The sequence below is a fragment of the Pelosinus propionicus DSM 13327 genome, from assembly GCF_900114615.1.
Classification (GTDB): Bacteria; Bacillota; Negativicutes; order DSM-13327; family DSM-13327; genus Pelosinus; species Pelosinus propionicus.
The window spans coordinates 26,938-47,999 of sequence record NZ_FOTS01000005.1; the positions used below are offsets into that span (position 1 = coordinate 26,938).

Consider the following 21,062-nt stretch of genomic DNA (forward strand, 5'->3'; position numbering starts at 1 on the left):
TATGAGGAGAAACTACTATGACTCAACATAAAGCATTTGAACAACCCATATATGTAACGCGACCATTGTTACCTAATTTATCAGAAATTCATGTCAAGTTGGAAGAAGTATGGCAGTCGCAATGGTTGACTAATATAGGAAAGCAACATAAGCAACTGGAAAAGAGAACTACTGAAGTTTTAAAAGTGCCATATTTATCACTGTTTAATAACGGAACAATAGGACTTATAACGGCTTGCCAAAGTCTGCGTTTACAAGGAGAAGTGATTACTACTCCGTTTACTTTTGCAGCAACGCCACATGTTTTAATGTGGAATAATATTAAACCAATTTTTTGTGATATTGATCCAATTACTATGAATATCGATGCTGATAAGATAGAGTCTATGATTACGCCACAAACCACGGGGATTCTACCAGTACATGTATTTGGAACTCCTTGCGATGTTGAAAAAATTCAGGAAGTCGCTGACCGATATGGACTGAAAATAGTATATGATGCGGCACATGCCTTTGGTGTGGAAATCAATGGTGTCGGTATTGGAAATTTTGGGGATATTTCTATGATGAGCTTTCATGCAACGAAACTTTTTCATACAGTTGAAGGGGGAGCTTTGACTTATAGGGATAAGCACCTAAAAGACAGGATTGATTTATTGAAAAATTTTGGCATAAAGGGCCAGGAAGAAGTGGTCATGCCTGGGATTAATGGGAAAATGAATGAAATACAGGCGGCTATAGGGCTTGTAGTCCTCAATTATATCGAAGAAGAAAGAAGAAAACGAGCTATTTTAATTGACACCTATCGAAGGTGCCTTATGGATGTAGAGGGGATTAGCTTTTTATCTGATATTGCTGGTGTGAAAAGCAATAGTCAGTACTTTGTAATGAGAATCAGTGAAAAAATATTTGGTCGCTCACGTAATTATGTCTATGATGAATTTATGAAATATAATGTATTTACTAGAAAATATTTTTATCCATTATGTAGCGAGTATACATGTTATCGTCATTTGCCATCATCTTCTATGGTTAATTTGCCTGTTGCACATAAGGTAGTGCAAGAAGTTTTGTCTATGCCTTTATATGGAGAACTTACAGTGAATGAAGTTGAAAAAATTTGTGATATTTTAAAGTCATTTCAATAGGCAAAGGGGAATGGCTTTTGATAAATTGCTTGAAACTGTTTTAAATCCGATACTGATAAAGCTATATTAAACAATAAACTATGTTGGATTTTTTAAAAAGAGAGGTGAATTATGATGAAAGTAAGTGTAGTAGTGCCAACGTATAATCATGAAAAGTATATTGCAGTATGCTTAGATAGTATTTTGTGCCAAAATACTAATTTTGATTATGAAATTTTAATCGGTGAAGATGATTCTTCTGATGGTACAAGAGATATTGTGAAAAAGTATGTACGAGATTATCCATCGAAAATAAAAGCCTTTTATACTGATAGGAAGCATGTTAGTTATTTTGCTGGGCATCCAAATGGCGGTGATAACTTTATAAATTTACTGAAAAATGCATCAGGAGAATATATATCTTTGTGTGATGGGGACGATTATTGGACAAATAATTCAAAATTACAACAGCAAGTGGATTTCTTGGATAAAAACTCTGACTTTTCGATTTGCTTTCATAATGCAATTCGAACAGATGGAACTGAACATGTGTTATATTCACAGATAGAAGACATACTTAAAAGTGGTAAAGCGTTTTTTGAATTAGAGGATTTATTAAAAAGTAACTTTATACCCACAGCTTCTGTTGTATTTCGCAATAAGTTAATTGGGGAGTTACCTGATTGGTATTTTAAGTTTGCATTTGGTGATTGGTCGTTACATATTTTGAACGCAATGCATGGAAAGATAAAGTATATTGATGAACCTATGTCAGTTTATCGGATACATAATTCATCGTCATGGTCAAGTAAGAATCTGGAATATAGATATAAATCTATGATGGATTTCCAGTTCTTTATAAATCGTTTTTTTGATTTTGCATATGATGATGTTATTAAAGAAAGTATTATTAAGAATAACGTTTATTTTATAAAAGAATTTGAAGCTTTACGTAGGGCATTCGAAGCTCCAAAAGATTTTCTTGAGCTGCTAAAAAAAATAAGTAAAAAAAAAATAGTGGTGTTTGGCATCGGAAGTTGCGGTCAGAAAATACATCGACTCCTTCCAGTACAAGTGAGTTATTTCTCAGATAATGATTCGCTCAAGTGGGGGCAAACGGTTTCTGGGATTGTGATCAAAGATCCATTAGAAATTGCTAAGGAAAAAAAAGATGAGTTAGCCATTTTGATATGCAGCACCTATTGTACGGAAATAGCTGAGCAATTGACGGAAATGGGATTTGAAGAAAATGAACATTATTGGAATTTATATTCAACACATAAGTGGTTATTCGAATAAAATTTCGGTGGCTTGAATTTTGGATATAGGAGCTGAGTGGTATGAGATGCTTAGTTTTAGGTGGAGATGGATTTATTGGTTCCTATATTGTTGAACAGTTATTGATACAAAAACATCAAGTTACTGTGTATAAACGCCCGAATACATTGCCGAAAAATCTAAATCATATTAAAGATAACATAAATTTTATATATGGCGATTTCCGCACAGAAAATGATTTTACTTCTTTGTTGAGTGATATTGATTGGGTTTTTCATGTAATTTGTACAACTTTGCCAGCTAATGAAAATGCGATATCTGATATTGAAGAAAATGTTATACCAACGCTAAGACTTCTTGAGGCTTGCCGAGAAGTGGATGTTCAAAAAATCATTTTTGTGTCCTCGGGTGGAACCGTTTATGGGCCTAGTGATGAAATCGGTATGAGTGAAGACCATCTGACAAATCCTATTTGTGCGTATGGTGTGCAAAAACTTATGATTGAAAAGTATCTGAATTTATTTCAGCATTTATATGGAGTGGATTATGCAGTGATGCGAGTGGCAAACCCTTATGGGGAACGCCAGAATCCTTTAAAGCCCCAAGGAGCAATTGCAGCTTTTATAGCGCGAGCAATTTTGGGACAAAGAATTGAAATTTGGGGAGATGGCAGTGTTGTGCGGGACTTTCTCCATGTTTCAGATGTAGCAAAAGCAGCAGTAAAAATTGCGGAATATATGGGGCAAGAAAAAGTTTTTAATATAGGTAGTGGTTTGGGGTACTCTTTAAATGAAGTAATTGATTGTATTGAGAGTGTTATTGGCGAAAAGGTAAATAAAAATTTTAGACTGGAAAGAAAGCAAGATGTTCCGTTTAATGTATTGGATATTTCTAAGACAGAAACTTATCTAGGGTGGAAACCGGAAGTGACTATTGAAGATGGAATAGAACGAGTGGTAAGGGAGTGGATAGTTAAGTTTAGATGAAATTTAACAGTGGACGTATTAGTGAACATCCTATACTAATAAAGGGGGCAAATATGCAATTTAATTATCAGCAACAACCTGGGCGGACATTGATAAATCGAAATCTTATAATAGACGATAAGGAACCACTAATGACAATAATAACGCCTTATTACAATGCAGGAAAATTTATACGTCAAACAGCCAATTGCGTATTTAATCAAACTTTCCCTTATTATGAATGGATTATTGTAAATGATGGTTCAACAAATAAAGAAGATGTAGATGTATTAGATTTATTAGTTCAAGAGGATAGTAGAGTAAAAGTATTTCATAAAGAAAATGGTGGACCAGGGTCAGGAAGAAATATGGCAATACGAGAGAGTACGACAGGGCTAATTGTCATTCTTGATGCAGATGATCTAATTGATCCTACTTATTTAGAATGTGCGTATTTTACTTTACAGACTAATCCGGATGCTCAGTGGTGTTATTCAGATTCAGTGGGTTTTAATAAAGCAGAGCATTTGTGGAAATATCCGTTTATTACAGAAAGATTAAAGAAAAATAATTTTTTATTGTCAATTGCGGTTATAAGAAAAAGCGCATTAGCCAAGGTTGGTTTATATGATGAACGAGTAAAACATGCTTATGAAGATTGGCATTTATGGTTAAAGCTTTTAAAAGAAGGTATGTATCCAGTTCATATGAACTATTATGGAACATGGTACAGAAAATCTGATGATGGTGTATATGGACAAGTTAACAATGATGAGGGAAAATATGGAAAGGCTATTGAATTTGTTAAAGAAGTATCCAAGTTTGTTGATGATACAATAAAAGCTATTGAATATCCATTAGCTAATAATAATAATTTTAAAAAGCCGGTCAGCTGGACCTGGGATAAGAAAGCTATACTTGGAGATGAAAAATGTAAAATTTTAATGATAATACCATGGATGACTGTAGGTGGAGCTGATAGTTATAATTTAGATTTAGTTGCAAACATTGATAAAAGTAAGTTTGAAGTGTCGATTATTACGACAATACCTTCCCAGTCAGAATGGCGTCAAAAGTTTGAAGAACATGTTACTGATATTTTTGACTTAAGCACTTTTTTGCATGTAGAAAATTGGTGTGCTTTTATACATTATTTTATAAAATCAAGAGGTATTGATATTGTTATGATATCCAATAGTTATTATGGGTATTATTTAATTCCTTGGTTAAGAAAGGAGTTCCCTAATATATCTATTGTAGATTGCTTACATATGGAAGAATGGTATTGGCGGTCAGGGGGCTATGCAAGAACATCTGGTGTTTTGGGAGATATATTAGATAGGTCCTATGTATCTACAGAACATTTAAAAACATTAATGGTTGAATATTTTAAGAGAAATGAAACTGAGATTAAAGTAATAAAAAGTGGTGTAGATGAAAAATATTTTGATCCTGCTATAATAAAGGCTGGAGAAATTAAAGCTGAAGTAGGAATATCTTTTGAGGAGCCAGTTGTATTGTATCTTTGCAGAATGCATCAGCAAAAGAGACCTTTTTTGATGATTGATATTGCTGAGGAGCTAAGGAAGCGAATTCAAAATGTAAAATTCTTTGCAGTTGGTAATGGTCCAGAATTGGGGCTGCTAAAAAGTGAAGTTAGAAAAAGAGAAATGGAAAATACCTTACATTTTTTTGGAACTAGAACTGACTTACCAAAGTTTTATAAAGATAGTGATGTAACATTAATTTGTTCTATAAAAGAAGGGATAGCTGTTATTACTTATGAATCATTGGCAATGGGCGTACCTGTTGTAAGTTCAGACGTAGGGGCGCAACGAGAATTGATTGATGATACAGTTGGTTGTGTTTTACCGATAATGCAAGAGGAAGAAAAAGATTTTGCGGATATTCATTATAGTGAAATTGAGATATTACAATATGTGGATGCCATAGAAGAAATACTTAAAGATAAGGTGAAGTATGGGGAAATGCAGAAGGAATGTCGATTAAAGATTCTTGAAAACCATACAAAAACAATTTTTATAAATACGTGGCAAAAAGAATTTCTGAAACTGAAGTCGGGGTATTGGAAGGGAAAAAGAGAAAAATTAAATGAAGTATTTAAATTAATCCCTAATTTAGCAGACGATTATTTTACTATCTTTCTAGAAATGAATTTGGCAGAATTTCAGTATAGCGCAATGTCTGTAAGGCTTAGACCAATAGAAGAGTTTATTGATAAAGCTAAAAATCGTCAGGTATTTATTTGGGGAGCAAGTAATGGCGGCAAGAAAACGTTGGATCATTTAAGGAATGCCAATATTAGTGGTACTGTGGCATTTATTGATAATGATCCCAATAAAGCAGGATCATTGTTTTGTGAATTACCTGTATATTCACCAAAGGTACTTGAAGAATTACTTGTGGAAGACAAGAAACCATTTGTATTTATTGGCTCAATGTATGTAGAATCAATCAAATCTAGCTTAGAAAATATAGGACTTAAAGCAAATGTTGATTTTGCCGATTGTTTATATATTTTATGAAAAATGCTCCACACATTATTGTATAGGGAACGACAATGTATGTCAGTCTTATGAAGGGATCTCCTGCCAGGTTACTGGAAGTATTATTATCTAAATCGACATTAAAGAATATAAATATTGTCTTTGTTTTTTAAAGAAAATCAAGATTAATGTCAATGGCTGGTATGTATTAATGTGAGAAAATATTGAATTGCTGTGTTCTAAAGGAGGTCTATATCATGAGTTATTCATATAATAAGTGTATTAGCTTAGGTCTAAATTGTGAAGTCTCATTTCAAGTCCAAAGAAGTATGAAAAATTTTGAATCTTATTTTCTCTCTTGGGCATTTCTTTATTCATTTGAGGGCTTACTTAAAGTGTTAGCTGAAATGGAGAAAATTTTTAACTGTGATTTAGAACCCCATGGGACGAATATGTTTCTAATTAAGGAATATTCTATCGCATTTCATGGAAAAGCAAATATTGACTCCATTCGATTAAGTAATGGAAAGTTAGATGAAGTTATGCTAAAGGATGTTAAAGATGAATTGATTAGCAGACAGTTATATTTAGCTGACAAATTTCGCAAAACTTTGAATTCTGGAGAAAAGATATTACTTATTATAAAACCTAATCCAGGTATAGTTGATGTGACAGCATTTGAAGTAAAGAATTACTCTTTACAAATAAGAGAACTTCTATCTAATAAATATCCCAATAGTGACTTTGATTTATTAGTGCTGCAGGAAGAACAACATTTTGAAACAGATTGGAATGAACCTAGAATATTCAATAGGTATATAAGCAAATTTGCTCCTATTCCCAAAGCGAATGAAGCTGATGTTGAGAGTTGGAATAAAATATTTTCGGAGTTTAAATGTATATAACGTGTTACATATAGTTTTAAGGATTCACTTGCTCTTAGATAAAAAAAATTTCTTTCGTATAGAATATAGGTAAATAATGTTGGAAAGCGAATTAATGAAGTTTTGAAAAGAGGTTACTTGTGGAGGAGAAAAGAAAACGTCTTGGAATAGTGACATATGGAATGCTAGGTGGAGGCATAGAAGTATTTATCTTAAATCTTGGTGTATATTTCCAAAAACGCGAGTTTGATGTAACGATAATTACTACAGAAATTCCAGGTGCTTGGTTTCATTGGATTGAAAAGTATGGCCTTAAGGAACTGCATATTGAAGGACTAGGTTATCATTCGCCTGCCCAGCATGTGAGAAAAGTGGCTTCAGCATTATATGATGGTCAATTTGATGTTCTCATTCTTAATCATGCACGCTTTGCTCAGGCAGGATTGGGGATGGGAAAAACTTCTCCGGTGGTTATTCCTGTAGTAAATAGTACAAATGAGTTTTTTGCGCAAATGAGTGCTTATAAATCTGATCTATGTGAGTCTGTTGTTGCGGTAAGTCCAGCTGTAGCCCAAATCGCTTACCGTAGTGGTATAAAGTGTCCGGTGGAAGTCATTCTAAATGGGGTAGCTTGGCCAGAGATGGACGTCCAGGTTATTAGTCGTAATTATGAGCAGCGTGAGTTAAAACTTTTGTATGCAGGACGAGTACGTGACGAGCAAAAAGGTGTTTTTTTACTGCCGGAAATTATAAAAAGACTAGTAGCAAATGATGTAAAATTAACTCTGGATATTGTGGGAGACGGACCTGATCTGATCGAATTGCAAAAACGGTTTAAGGAATATAATTTGGAAGATCATATTAAATACTGGGGGAATGTGGAAGTAGCTGTTTTACATAAAATTATGAGGGCAGATCATGTATTGCTTTTTCCTTCTTACTACGAGGGATTGCCACTTATGCCGATGGAGGCAAGTTTGTGTGGATGTGTGTCGGTGGCTTCATTCTTAGAAGGAATCACAGATGATATGATCACAGATGGACAAAATGGCTTTTTGGTGAAGTGCGGTGATATTGGAGAATTTTGTAGATGTATTGAGCTGCTGTACAATGATCGGGGTTTATTGCGAAAGGTGAGCGACGAGGCGTTGAATTATGCAACCAATAACTTTACATTAGATATAATGGGGCAACAATATTATGACCTGATTACTAGAGCGATAAATAACCAAAGAGTAGTTGATAAAAGTAACAATATTAATGATGAGAGGATAATTCCTTTTATTTCAGGATCGCCTATTGAAAGTGTGGAATTTTATAACCGCCAATGGGTGCAAGGTTTTGAACAAGATTGCTTTATAACGAAGAAGTTTAATTGTAAGAAAGTAGCTATTTACGGGACTTTAAGAAATGGATTATACTTTCTTTTTGATTTGCGAAATACAGGTGCAGAAGTGATGACATTTATAGATAGTAATAAAGAATTGCACGGTAAATCTTTGAACGGAATATCAATAAATGGGCTAAGGTGGCTGGATGATAATTATGATACAATTGATGCCGTGTTGATATCGATAGAAAGCCAAGAAGATGAGAAAGTAAAAGAAGAATTGATCAAAAAATATGCCAGGACGGGATTAGCAATTTATACATGGAAAGAATTGTTGAATGCATCTCAAGCTGATTTGTGAAATTACCTTAGAATGAATTCATAAATGACAGGAGAGCAGTATATATGAATAAGTTCACAACACATGCATCTAGAGTCGTTTCAGCAGTGGTGCCTGTCTATAATGCAGCCGCTTATATTCGTGAGACGATCGAGAGTTTACTGCGACAAGAAGAGCCTCTTGGTGAAATTATCATCGTTGATGATGGCAGTAGTGACAATACCTGTGAAATAGTTGAGAAAGTGGCTGCGACAGACTCAAGATTGAAATTGTGTAGGCTCCCTTATAATCAGGGAGTATCCGCCGCGCGGAATTTTGGTATCCAGGTATCAAATGGTGAGTGGATATTGTTTTTAGATGGGGATGATATTGCCGACGAGAGGTTGTTAATAAGGCAATTGAGCCATGTGCGACAGCTCAGTGAAGAGGGATACGGTGACGTTATTCTTGTTCACAGTGCCTATCAGCAAATAGATGAAATAGGTAATAAAATTAATGGTATTACGCGCTGGAAACAAGTATATCCTCAGGAAATATTGGGTTACTTTTTATTGCGAAATCACATTATTACTACATCTGGTGTATTGGCATACAAAAAAGTTCTAATGCAAACAGGTGGTTTTAATCCAAAATTGCACTATGCAGAAGATTGGGATCTATGGCTTCGATTGGCGCAGAAAGGCGGATTTGGTTATGTAGATGAGCCGCTTGTATTTGTGCGTCGGCATAGCGAAAATACTTCAAAATCAGTGACAACAGGATTACAAGGGGAACAATGTGTTCTGAATCAATATAACATAGAATTGATTAAAACCGCGATTTTCCGACGAGATCTACCATGGGAAGTCAATTCTGCAGATTATGCTGCAATGCTTTTTCGTTTAGATAAGTGGGAGGACGGTTATCATTTTTTAGAACAAGCGCTTGGAATTAATGCTGGATTTTCCACGGGACACTTTCTAAAGGGATTGTATTATGTAAAAAATCAGGAATGGCTAAATGCAAGACAGAGTTTTGAACAAACGCTGATGCTGGATGAACAACATGGTGCTGCTCTAAATAATTTAGGGGCATTGCTGGCAGCGAAAATGAGAACAAATGAAGCCCTATATTGTTTAAATAGAGCTTTAGAAATCTTTCCAGGTTACTTAGATGCAAAACGTAATATAGAACTATTATCAAATATGAACGGCAAAAGTCTCAATTATGATGAATTGCATTTTACATGGCGGGAGTTAAGACCAGTTTTGCTTGCTTATTCTGAATAGCATAATTGCACTACAATGGGAGAAACGTGATGAAGAGTTATAAATGCCTAAAGTTTGACCGATATGTTTCGGAGAATTATACATTGCTACCTGTTCGTGAGCAGGACATTATGCTGATTAAGGACTGGCGTAATTCGCAGCTAGACGTTCTTCGCCAAAAGTACATTTTGACAGAGGAAATGCAGCGCGGCTATTTCGAAACAGTAGTTTGGCCTTCTTTTGAATTGGAACAGCCGCAGCAGCTTTTATTCAGTTTCCTTAAGCAGGATGTTTGCATCGGTTATGGCGGGATCGTTCATATTAGTTGGGAAGATCGGCGAGGAGAAGTCTCCTTTTTGCTGAATTCAGAACGTGTGTCAGCTTCTAATGTGTACCATCAAGATTTTCTATCATTTTTAAACTTGATTAAACAAGTAGCTTACGAAGGGCTTAGTTTTAATCGTCTGTTTACTGAAACATTTGATATTAGACCATTTCATATTTCAATTTTAGAAGAAGCGGGTTTTCTTTGCGAGGGTCGTATGAAGCAGCATGTCTACTTGAATGACGCCTTTGTTGATTCGGTACTTCATGGGCATATAAGGGGGTATGATAATAGTGTGGACAAATAAACGAGTTTTTATTAGCGGTGGCAACGGTGTGATCGGGAGGGAGCTTGTTAAAAAGCTTCACGAGCAAGGGGCCACAATTTTTGTTGGTGATTTAAAACCCTTTTCGTCCGATCTTCCGCAGGATATTATGTATCGTCAAGGTGATTTGAATTATGTAACACCACAAGAAATCTTAAGTTTCAAGCCGGAATATTTTTTCCATTTAGCTGCAACATTTGAGCGTTCGATAGAAACCTATGAATTCTGGGAAGAGAATTTTTGGCACAATGTCAAGCTGAGCAATCACTTAATGTCGATTATGAAAGATTGTCCTACTTTGAAACGGGTTATATTTGCTTCTAGCTATCTAATATATGATCAGAGTTTATATCAATTTGATACCCCTCAAGATAGGGCATGCCGATTAACTGAAACTGCTTGTATCAGTCCGCGGAATTTAACAGGAATGGCCAAATTGATGCATGAAGTGGAATTGGGATTTTTAAGTGAATTTAATCAAGAGCAATTTAGTGTGGTAACGCCACGTATTTATCGCGTATATGGTAAGGGCTCTCGAGATGTCATTTCACGATGGACTCGAATGCTCTTAGCAGGTGAGACCATAAAAGTATACGGGCAGGAGGGGATATTTGACTATATTTATGCTGGAGATGTAGCAGAAGGGCTAGTTCGTTTGGCCGATTCATCTGTGCAGGGAGTGGTGAACTTAGGCAAAGATCATGCACGTAAAGTAAGAGAAGTATTGGACGTTTTTAAGAACTATTTTCCGGAGATGAAAACGGAATTCATGGCAGAGCACACTCATTTTGAAGCATCACAGGCTAATATGGACTATATGTATGAACAAGTGAATTGGATACCAACTGTTGAAATTGAGGACGGGATTCGTATGTTGGTGGAATATGAACGAAATGTCCTAAATAACCAAGAAATTACTAAAAAGAAAAAAGCTAATGTTTTATTAACTAGCGCCTCGAGAAAAGTGCCACTCCTTCAAGCTCTGAAAAAAGCCATGCAAAAAGTAGGATCCTATAGTCAATTAATCGCTGCGGATAGTGATGAGTCGTGCCTGGCTCGATATTTTGCTGACGATTTCTGGCATATGCCATCGTTGGACAGGATGACTGATGATAAGTTGATTTATGAACTCACAGCTAGAAATGTAAGAGTTGTTGTGCCTTCCCGTGATGGTGAACTTATCTTTTGGAGTACACGTAAGGAGTGGCTAGGTCAGCATGGTATTCAAGTTATGGTATCAGATTTGACTGCTGTTGAGTATTGTCTTGATAAACTTAAGTTTTATGAATTTTGTTGTAAACACGATATTCCGGCCATTATGACAACTGATCAATTGGAGAATTTAGATGCTGAAAGGTATGTGGTAAAGGATCGCTATGGAGCTGGTTCGCAGAATATAGGAATAAATCTTACGCGGACAGAGGTGCAGCAACATGCGGTTAAACTTAAACAACCTATTTTTCAGTCCTACATAGAAGGGCGAGAGTATAGCATTGATGTTTATGTAGACCGTACAGGACAAAGCAAAGGCCTAGTGTGCCGTTCTCGAGACCAAATTGTCAACGGTGAGTCCCAAATAACAACAATCATACATGATGAGCGACTGGAACGGCTTTGTGGGGAATATGTTACAAAATTACAACTTTATGGACATGTAGTATTACAATTGATTATAGACATGCAGCAGAAGGTTCATTTAATTGAATGTAATTCTCGTTTCGGTGGCGCATCTACTCTTGGACTGGCTGCTGGAGTAGATAGTTTCTTTTGGTTTTTGTTGGAAGCAAGTGGACAAGATATTAGTTCGTATCCATTTCTAAAAACAAATCGCATTCTTTGCCAAGTTCGATACTTGTCAGATGTTGTATTGGATATATAGACTAAATATAACTGTAAACTTTTCGATAAAGAAAGACATTTTCGTTTTGATAGCCAAAATGGAGGAGTACTAAATGGAGCACAAATATGAAATATTCTGGAATTGCGATGGACATACAGTTATTGATTGTCAAAGTTGTGGATTCAAGCATGTCTATCCATTACCAAATCAAAATGAGGTAGATAAGCTTTACAAAGAATCTTATCATACTGATATAAAACCCTTTCCTTACGATATATTTACCGAAGAGCAGATAAAAGAAACTAAAAATCAAGTAATGATGGATGAAACATATCGAAGTATATATGATAAAGTAGTTGAATTAAAAAAAGATCCTTATCAAGATATAGTAGATATCGGATGTGGTAATTTCTTATTAGCATATTTCTTTAAAAGTAAAGGGTGGGCAGAGTACTGTATTGAGCCGAGTAAGGATGCTGCGATTTATCTGGAGCGATTTGGTCTTACTGTGATGAATCGGACGCTTGAAGAAGTCGATACTACACAATTTCAAAACGTATCGTTTGTAAATTTGCGATTTGTTTTAGAGCATCTTACGGATCCATTAGAAGCTTTGCAAAAAGTTTATCAAATTTTATCACCTGGTGGAATAATACGAATTTGTGTGCCAAACGATTTTAGTGAAGGCCATTTAGCATATATGAAACATTTCCAGGAAAGACCTAGATGGGTTTGCTTACCTGATCATATTAATTACTTCAATTTCGACTCTCTGAACAGGTTGTTAACTAAAGTTGGATTCAATGAAGTATATCGGACAACTGATTTTCCTTTAGAGTTATTGCTAATGGGCGGTATAAATTATTATGATAGTGAGGTACAGCACCAGAAAGTTGGTCCCTTTATTGCAAATTTTCAAGGATCATTAATGAGTATAGACAGAAGAGAAATATTAAATAATTTTTATGATTCAATAGCGAAGGTGGGTTTTGGTAGAACGGTACATATGTATGCAATTAAACCTCTATAAGTAGGATAATGTTTATTAAGTATAAAATTTACTGATTGTGCTTGGAATGATAGAGTGATTTTAATTAATTAGCTTAAGCAAGTTATCAAGAAATCTATTTATTACGATACTTATATAGGGTGATAATAATGGTCATAGTATTTGATCTTGACGATACACTTTATGATGAAATCACATTTGTGCAAAGCGGCTTTAAAGCAGTAGCTAAGCATTTATTTGAAACCTATGCTGTGCCTATTTCAGTTAGCTATTTATTTATGCTTGAGCATTTACAGTTAGGTAGAGGCAAAATCTTTGATGATACTCTTCAACATTTTGGTGTGTTCTCAAAGAAGGAAGTTGTACGGTGTGTTACTGTTTATCGTAGTCATGTTCCTAAGATACATTTATATGATGATACTGCAAGGTGTCTACAGCGATTCAGCAATGTCCCCATGTACATTGTCACTGATGGCAATAAACTAGTGCAAAAAAATAAATTGGTAGCATTGGGACTTTACCAACGTGTTAAATTTTGTTTTATCACCCATCGATATGGTATAAAAAATGCGAAGCCCTCGCCGCATTGTTTCTTGAAAATATGTGAGAGAGAAAAGACTGAACCTCGAGAAGTTGTATATATTGGGGACAATCCTCATAAGGACTTTGTTAAGATCAAGGCATTAGGCTTTAAAACTGTACGCATGATGCGAGGCTATTTTAAAGATGTTGTGAAGTCTTCTGAATTTGAGGCTCATTTTCAAATTCGGTCTTTGGATGAATTAAATAATGAATTCTTGAGTAAGGTATTTGAGGCTCAAGACGTGTAAAGGTTATTTATGAGGAGAGGCTAATAAAATGCAGTCGATTAAAATTGAACATTATACCATTGGCAGAGAACAGCAGCCGCTTATCATTGCGGAAATGTCAGGAAATCATAACCAATCACTAGACCGTGCTTTAGCTATTGTAGATGCCGCAGCTGATTGTGGAGTACAAGCATTAAAACTGCAGACATATACCGCAGATACAATGACAATTGATAGTGATGAAGGAGAATTCTTTATTGATGATCCTAATAGTCTATGGAAGGGAAATTCTCTTTATAAGCTGTATCAGCAGGCTTATACACCTTGGGAATGGCATAAACCGATTTTTGATCGTTGCCAGGAACATGGCATTCTTGGCTTTAGCACTCCTTTTGATGAAAGTGCGGTTGATTTTCTTGAATCTCTTGATGTACCCTGTTATAAAATTGCTTCTTTTGAAATGACAGATTTGCCTTTGATTCGCAAAGTGGCAGCCACAGGAAAGCCCATGATCATATCTACGGGTATGGCAACAGTGGCAGAAATTGATGAGACAGTACGGGTTGCAAGACAGTCCGGATGCCAGAAGCTTATTCTGCTCAAATGTACAAGCACCTATCCTGCGGCGCCAACAAATACCAATCTAATGACAATTCCCCATATGGGGAAATTATTTGATTGTCAAGTTGGATTATCTGATCATACTATGGGGATCGGTGCGTCGATAGCTAGTGTTGCATTAGGTGCTACTATTATTGAAAAGCACTTTACGCTGTCAAGGAGTGATGGAGGAGTGGATTCAGCCTTTTCTTTAGAACCGCCAGAGATGAAAGCAATGGTTACAGAGTGTAAGCGGGCTTTTCAGGCATTAGGGCAAATCACTTATGGTCCTATGAAAGAAGAAGAATTATCATTGCACCATCGACGCTCTTTATATGTAGTGGAGGATATACGAAAAGGGGAATTTTTCACTAAAAAAAACGTAAGAGCGATTCGACCGGGTTTAGGCTTACCAACAAAATATCTGGATATTGTTATTGGAAGGAAAGCTCAACAAAATGTGAGCCGAGGGACTCCTGTCAGTTGGGATTTTCTGTAGAGTTAAACTTGTAGTAAGTATATTGTTTAAATGCCTAATTATGGAGATAGGAGTTTTATAAATGAACGGCAGAGTTTTACTATTTAAAGGACAATCTCGATATAATGTAGTTCGAGATTTTATTGATGACTTAGCTGCAGCCTTTAATGAACTGGGGAAGGAAACTTTAGTTGTAGATTTGTCTTTAGAAAGTCATACCCCCCAAGTTATTCAAGAGGCTTTTAGTAAAGAATGTGCTTTTGCATGCGGGTTTAACTTAAATGGTTGTGATCTTGGATTTGGTCAGGAGGGAATAAAGTTTCTTCAGGACGTTGGGATTCCTTATGTTGGAATGCTCGTTGATAATCCATTATATCATTTTGATAAGTTTCGCTTTATTAATGCGGTTGGCATGCCAGAAAATTTTGTTATTACATGTGTGGACAAATATCATTTGGAACTGATGAAGTGTTGCAGCAAGATTAGCTTTAGTGCTTTTTTACCTCATGCAGGATCTTGTGCAGCTCAGGCAGATCGATTTAAGGATATGGATCGAAGAAGTAAGGATATTGTTTTTTGTGGATCGTATAGTAAACCTAGTATTTCATGGGCTAATAGTGGTGCCGATTTTTTACTGGATGATGTTGCAGAATGTATGTTAAGTACAGAAAATATCCAGGTTCAAGATGCTTTACAGGAGGTGCTAAAGGCAAGGAATTATACTCTAAGTCCAGAATTTTTTCAACGACTATTATGCTTATCAGTCCATGTTGATTATTATGTTAGAAGTATACGGCGTGGGAAGTTAATCAGCGAATTGGCTAAGTTAGGGGCAAGTTTAAACATATATGGAAACGGATGGGAAGATCTGTCTTGTACAAAAACAATTAATGTTCATAAGGCAGTAAATTTTCAAGAAGCATTGTTACTTATGGCAGATGCAAAAATTACCCTCAATCTTGTGAATTCCTTTTCATATGGTTCTCATGAACGAGTTTTTTCTGCGATGCTTAACGGTTCAGTTGCTTTGACGGATTCAAATGGGTATTGGCGTGATGAGTTTGAACAAGATAAGGAGATAGTGACTTATTCGACTTTAAAGGTAGATGAATTGCCACAAGTAACTGCAACGTTGTTGGCAGATATACCTCGTCTTAATTCTATTGCTGAGGCTGGACAGAAAAAAGTCGAGCAAAATCATACGTGGAAAGCACGTGCTCAAGAGATTATTAAACTTGTTCAGATGTTGGACGGAATTAGTCAATAGATATTTACATTTTTAATACAGATAAAATGAAGTGATTTGTGGGTGACAGGAGAGGTAAGAGGATGAATGAATGGAAGCAAATATTGATAAAGCAAGACGTAACAATACATGATACTCTTCGTATCATAGACTCCAGTGCGATGCAGATAGCATTAGTTGTTGATGAGGAAAATCGTTTATTGGGAACTGTAACAGATGGAGATATACGTCGCGGTATATTAAAAGGAATTCATTTAGAGGATCCTGTCAAAAATATCATGAACCCTCATCCAACCGTCGCTAAGTCTTACGAGCGTCGAGATATTGTATTGGCTGTTATGAAGTTGAAACGCTTAAATCATATACCAGTTTTAGATGATGATGGACGAGTTATTAATGTAGAGACCTTACAGGATTTACTGCAGACAGACGTAAAAGAAAATATTGTGGTTCTGATGGCTGGAGGACTAGGAACTAGGTTGCGTCCCTTGACGAATGAATGCCCCAAGCCTCTTTTGAAAGTGGGAGGAAAGCCCGTTCTAGAAACGATTCTTGAGAATTTTATGGAATATGGGTTTCGAAAATTCTATTTATCGGTGAATTATAAAGCAGACATGATTAAAGAGTATTTCGGCGATGGAAGTCGCTGGGGAATTGAAATCCATTACATTTATGAGGATAAGCAATTGGGAACAGCAGGAGCTTTAAGTCTGCTGCCTGAGGAAACAGAACAACCAATATTGGTGATGAATGGTGACTTATTAACGAAGGTGAATTTTCAGCAGCTTCTTGATTTTCATAGTGTACATCAAGCACAGGCTACAATGTGTGTGCGAGAATATCAATTTCAAGTCCCTTATGGTGTTGTAAAGTTAGAACAAAACCGTTTGACAGGCATTGATGAAAAACCAGTTCAACGTTTTTTTGTGAATGCTGGTATCTATGTACTTGACCCTAAAGTGTTGAGACTTATTCCGAAAAACGAGTTTTTCGATATGCCTACTTTGTTCAAAAATATTTTTGATCAAGATGGAGAGACAACAGCTTTCCCGATTAGAGAATATTGGATGGATATTGGTCAGGTCAATGACTATGAACGAGCCAATATTGAATTTGAAGAGGTATTCGGATGATTCACGGCAAAAGCGTTTTAGCCATTATTCCAGCGCGGGGAGGATCAAAAGGAATTCCAGGGAAAAATACGATTGATGTTGCTGGCAAGCCACTGATTGCTTGGACAATTGAAGCTGCCAAAGCTTCAAAATACATCGACCGTCTTATTCTTTCCTCTGATGATGATCAAATTATTAATGTAGCTGCTCAGTGGGGATGCGAGTCTCCATTTAAGCGGCCAGACGAATTGTCTCAGGATGATACTCCGGGCATTGCACCTGTTTTACATGCATTGTCAATGGTGCCTATATTTGATTTTATAGTTTTATTGCAGCCAACTTCCCCTTTGCGTAGAACAATTGATATTGATGGCTGCATTGAACGGTGCATTACTCAGCAAGCTAATTGCTGCGTTTCGGTTACGCAACAGGATAAAAGTCCTTTTTGGATGTATTATATTGCTCCAGATGGATTATTAGAACCGGTTGTCCCTACTCATGATCAGGTAGCTGTCCGGCGTCAGGATTTACCCGTTGTTTATGCCCTAAATGGTGCTGTATATGTTGCTTGTTGCGAGTGGTTGCTAGCTACAAAATCTTTTTTATCAAAAGAGACCATTGCCTATCCCATGCCTAAGGAATACTCAGTAGATATTGATTCATGGATGGATTTGCAATTAGCAAGATTATTGCTGAAAGTAACATAATGCATTAAATGTAGAGATAGGAGATTGAGTTACTAAAATCAAAATGCAAAAGTTATGCCTTATAGCCGCTTAGTGGAAGTTACTTTCACTTGATTGTGGCATACTTCTCCATATAGTAAAAGCGAGTTCGTGTAAGTTTGGGGTAAGGGAAGGTGAGACAATGAAAATATGTTTATGCATGATCGTGAAGGATGAAGAAAAGTACTTGAAAACTGCTCTGACTAGTGCATTGAAATTGGCTGATACGGCTGTGGTCGTTGATACTGGCTCCAATGATAAGACAATGGATATTTTAAGAGAGTTTGGCGAGCGGGTTGAGATACGGCATTTTCAATGGATTAATGATTTTTCAGCAGCAAGAAATTATTCTCTTGAAGGTATCAATGCGGATTGGATATTAGTAATGGATGCAGATCAACGGCTAATTTGTGATGCAAAAGCGATACGAGAGATGCTAGCTAATAGTACTGCAGAAGGTTATGATATTGTGGAAGAATCGCACATGGGTGGAGGCGCTAAGTCAAAAACCATGGCATATGTCAAGTTATTTAGAAATAAGGGATATCAGTATCATAGAGCTGTTCATGAGCAATTGAATATTAATCAGTCTGCCGTTGAAAGCTTACAAGAGTCGATCTGCAAAATTATTCACTATGGATATTTAGAACAAAATATGAAAGAGAAAAACAAGGCTAAAAGGAATCTAGATATTTTGCTGACCGAATTGAAGAAGAATCCGCAAGATGATTTTCTCTATTTCCATATTGGTGCTACCTATGGTGCCATGGAAGAGTATCAAAGGTCTCTGGAATATTATTTTAAGTGTCTGGAATTAAAACAAGAAATAGGTTTTAGTAACTTTCATTTTAATTTAATTAAACGCATTGCCCTCAATTATTTGATGCTAGAAGAATTTGATGAGTGTCGAAGATTTATTGATAAAATCTTGACGAATAAAAACTGTGAAGAATTTGTTGATTTATTTTTTATCAAAGGTCTTTGCTTTAAAGCACAAAAAAGGCATGAAGAGGCTGTGCAAATCTTTAGTTATTGTTTAAAAATTGGTGAAACAGGTGATTTTCCAACGGTATATGGGAGGGGGAGCTTTTTAGCAAAGCTTGAACTTGCACGGATTTATGCCAACACAGGTAAGGTTAACTTAGCAGCAAGTACCTATGAAGAAGCTCTACAAGATTCACATAACCAATATAAAGAAGGAATGGACGAGTATAAGAACTTCTTAAGTGAGAAGGGGTTGCTTTGTACTTCTTAATGATAAATGCAAGTCTTAATATTTTTTATTGAGACTTGCATTTTACTTCTAATAAGCTTATAATATAGGTTAAGAACCTATTGCTTAGGTCTGTGGTTGAAAGTCGAGGCCAGTCGCAGGCGAAACGATCCACATAAGGAGTCCAAAGCGGCTCTGAGCATGGTGCGGTTTAGGGGTAAGTCCTGCCGAGTTATTAGCTACGTCAGCTAGATTCGAGAGTGGTAGTAGTGAGGAGATTGATTTCTTATTAGCGAACCTTCCAGCAGGCGGGTGTGGGGGCAAAGACCAGGTCAGCTAAGCAGTGTGGTCCTTTAGAATTCATAAGGTGAGGGGATTTCTTTAATGGCTTTTCAGGACAAAACTCTAAAATGTAAGGACTGTGGCGTAGATTTTGTGTTTACAGCAGGAGAACAGGAGTTTTACGCAGAAAAGGGATTTGAAAATGAGCCTGCACGTTGTCGCGAGTGTCGCGATGCAAAAAAACGCAGTCGCGAGGGCGGAGAACGTCAATCATCGCAACGAGAAATGCATGAGGTGGTTTGTGCTGGATGTGGTATTACTACACAAGTGCCATTTAAGCCTCGTAATGATAGACCGGTTTATTGTCGGGAATGTTTTACAGCACAAAGATCATAAGTACGCAGCACTCGGATGAGAAATCATCCGAGTTTTTTGTTTGTTCCTTAAGAAGCTGATTGTGAACGGTTAATTGTGGGCGCTTTGTTAAAATAAAAATATTGTTAAATATTCCTGTAAAATCATTGACTAAATATGCATAAATAATGTATAATTATAAAGAAATTAAGGATGTACGCAGGAGGATTATATATGTCAAAGAAATTTATGTCGTTACTAATGATTGTGGTGCTGATTGCATCATTTGGATTGGTTGGATGCAGTAAAGAGGGAGGATCCACTGCCAAAGTATTGAAAGTGGGTACCGATGCAGGTTTTGCTCCATTTGAGTTTCAAGATGAAAAGTCCAAAGAATATGTGGGTTTTGATATGGATTTGATTAAAGCCTTAGGTAAACAAATGGGTTATGAAGTACAAATTCAAAATATGAATTTTGATGGATTGATTCCTGGTTTAGAAGCAAATAACATTGATGCAATTGCTTCTGGTATGACGATAACAGAGGCTAGAAAGCAAAAAGTGAATTTTACGAAGCCGTATTATCAAGCTGGATTAACTATCGTAGTGAAAAGTGAAAATAATTCGATTAAGAACTTTAAAGATTTAGAAGGCAAGAAAATTGCAGTGCAGATTGGCACTACTGGCGCTGCAGAAGCTAAGAAAATTAAAGATGCGCAAGTTCGTGAGTTTAATAATGCTCCAGAAGCATTTATGGAATTAAAAGCTGGCGGTGTAGATGCCGTTGTGAATGATAAACCTGTTAATGAATATTATATTGCCCAATCGGGAAGCAAAGATGCCAAAGCTGTTGGCGAACCTTTGCAGGCTGAAGAATATGGGATTGCCGTTGCCAAGAAGAACACTGAGCTGGCAGGTAAATTAGATAAAGCTCTTGATGAGCTGAAAAAGAATGGCGAATATGAAAAAATATACGTAAAATGGTTTGGTAAAAAACCTGCAATATAAATTAAGAAAAGTATAATGTATACATAGAGGGACAGGGTGAAAACCCAGTCCCTTTTTG

At 36.2% G+C, this 21,062-nt stretch carries 18 protein-coding genes; all 18 read left to right on the forward strand.

All coding sequences use genetic code 11. The annotated features are described in order from the left end of the window. Positions 1-17: 17 nt before the first annotated feature. The 18 genes from BMZ99_RS03610 (at position 18) to BMZ99_RS03695 (ending at position 21,004) form a co-directional block, all read left to right on the forward strand. Positions 18-1,148, forward strand: coding sequence for a DegT/DnrJ/EryC1/StrS family aminotransferase (locus BMZ99_RS03610; protein WP_090933031.1), 1,131 nt, complete (start codon positions 18-20; stop codon positions 1,146-1,148). Between the two features lie 111 nt (positions 1,149-1,259). Further along, positions 1,260-2,426 carry a glycosyltransferase gene (locus tag BMZ99_RS03615; protein ID WP_090933033.1) on the forward strand — a complete coding sequence of 389 codons (1,167 nt, stop codon included), beginning with the start codon at positions 1,260-1,262 and terminating at the stop codon, positions 2,424-2,426. Positions 2,427-2,467: 41 nt separating this feature from the next. Continuing rightward, a complete protein-coding gene (locus BMZ99_RS03620) occupies positions 2,468-3,391 on the forward strand; it encodes an NAD-dependent epimerase/dehydratase family protein (RefSeq protein WP_090933035.1) in 924 nt (307 codons plus the stop codon). Positions 3,392-3,444: 53 nt separating this feature from the next. After that, the gene (locus tag BMZ99_RS03625) at positions 3,445-5,916 is read left to right on the forward strand and encodes a glycosyltransferase (protein ID WP_175490472.1); all 2,472 of its coding nucleotides are present in this window, start codon (positions 3,445-3,447) and stop codon (positions 5,914-5,916) included. Positions 5,917-6,134: 218 nt separating this feature from the next. Further along, complete coding sequence (locus BMZ99_RS03630; protein WP_090933038.1) at positions 6,135-6,782, forward strand: hypothetical protein; 648 nt, start codon at positions 6,135-6,137, stop codon at positions 6,780-6,782. Positions 6,783-6,901: 119 nt separating this feature from the next. Further along, positions 6,902-8,452, forward strand: coding sequence for a glycosyltransferase family 4 protein (locus BMZ99_RS03635; RefSeq protein WP_090933040.1), 1,551 nt, complete (start codon positions 6,902-6,904; stop codon positions 8,450-8,452). A 44-nt stretch (positions 8,453-8,496) separates the two neighbouring features. After that, positions 8,497-9,699: a glycosyltransferase gene (locus BMZ99_RS03640; protein ID WP_090933042.1), complete on the forward strand. Its 1,203-nt coding sequence runs from the start codon at positions 8,497-8,499 to the stop codon at positions 9,697-9,699. Between the two features lie 29 nt (positions 9,700-9,728). Beyond that, a complete protein-coding gene (locus BMZ99_RS03645; RefSeq protein ID WP_090933044.1) occupies positions 9,729-10,310 on the forward strand; it encodes a GNAT family N-acetyltransferase in 582 nt (193 codons plus the stop codon). Then, positions 10,297-12,207, forward strand: coding sequence for an NAD-dependent epimerase/dehydratase family protein (locus tag BMZ99_RS03650; RefSeq protein ID WP_217645042.1), 1,911 nt, complete (start codon positions 10,297-10,299; stop codon positions 12,205-12,207). Before BMZ99_RS03645 ends, BMZ99_RS03650 begins: the two co-directional genes overlap by 14 nt. A 73-nt stretch (positions 12,208-12,280) precedes the next feature. After that, complete coding sequence (locus BMZ99_RS03655) at positions 12,281-13,198, forward strand: class I SAM-dependent methyltransferase (protein WP_090933048.1); 918 nt, start codon at positions 12,281-12,283, stop codon at positions 13,196-13,198. Positions 13,199-13,326: 128 nt separating this feature from the next. After that, positions 13,327-14,007 (forward strand): HAD family hydrolase, encoded by a 681-nt coding sequence (locus tag BMZ99_RS03660; protein ID WP_217645043.1) that lies wholly within the window; start codon positions 13,327-13,329, stop codon positions 14,005-14,007. 28 nt (positions 14,008-14,035) lie between these two features. Continuing rightward, positions 14,036-15,085: a pseudaminic acid synthase gene (gene pseI, locus BMZ99_RS03665; RefSeq protein WP_090933052.1), complete on the forward strand. Its 1,050-nt coding sequence runs from the start codon at positions 14,036-14,038 to the stop codon at positions 15,083-15,085. Positions 15,086-15,146: 61 nt separating this feature from the next. Further along, complete coding sequence (locus BMZ99_RS03670; protein ID WP_090933054.1) at positions 15,147-16,331, forward strand: glycosyltransferase family protein; 1,185 nt, start codon at positions 15,147-15,149, stop codon at positions 16,329-16,331. Positions 16,332-16,393: 62 nt separating this feature from the next. Further along, complete coding sequence (locus BMZ99_RS03675; protein ID WP_090933056.1) at positions 16,394-17,443, forward strand: nucleotidyltransferase family protein; 1,050 nt, start codon at positions 16,394-16,396, stop codon at positions 17,441-17,443. Then, complete coding sequence (locus BMZ99_RS03680; protein WP_090933058.1) at positions 17,440-18,129, forward strand: acylneuraminate cytidylyltransferase family protein; 690 nt, start codon at positions 17,440-17,442, stop codon at positions 18,127-18,129. The genes BMZ99_RS03675 and BMZ99_RS03680 overlap by 4 nt, the downstream gene beginning before the upstream one ends. Positions 18,130-18,289: 160 nt before the next feature. After that, positions 18,290-19,402, forward strand: a complete 1,113-nt coding sequence (locus tag BMZ99_RS03685; RefSeq protein WP_090933060.1) for a glycosyltransferase — start codon at positions 18,290-18,292, stop codon at positions 19,400-19,402. Positions 19,403-19,744: 342 nt separating this feature from the next. Continuing rightward, positions 19,745-20,038 (forward strand): zinc-ribbon domain containing protein, encoded by a 294-nt coding sequence (locus BMZ99_RS03690; protein ID WP_090933062.1) that lies wholly within the window; start codon positions 19,745-19,747, stop codon positions 20,036-20,038. A gap of 192 nt (positions 20,039-20,230) precedes the next feature. Continuing rightward, positions 20,231-21,004: a basic amino acid ABC transporter substrate-binding protein gene (locus BMZ99_RS03695; protein WP_090933064.1), complete on the forward strand. Its 774-nt coding sequence runs from the start codon at positions 20,231-20,233 to the stop codon at positions 21,002-21,004. Positions 21,005-21,062: the final 58 nt, after the last annotated feature.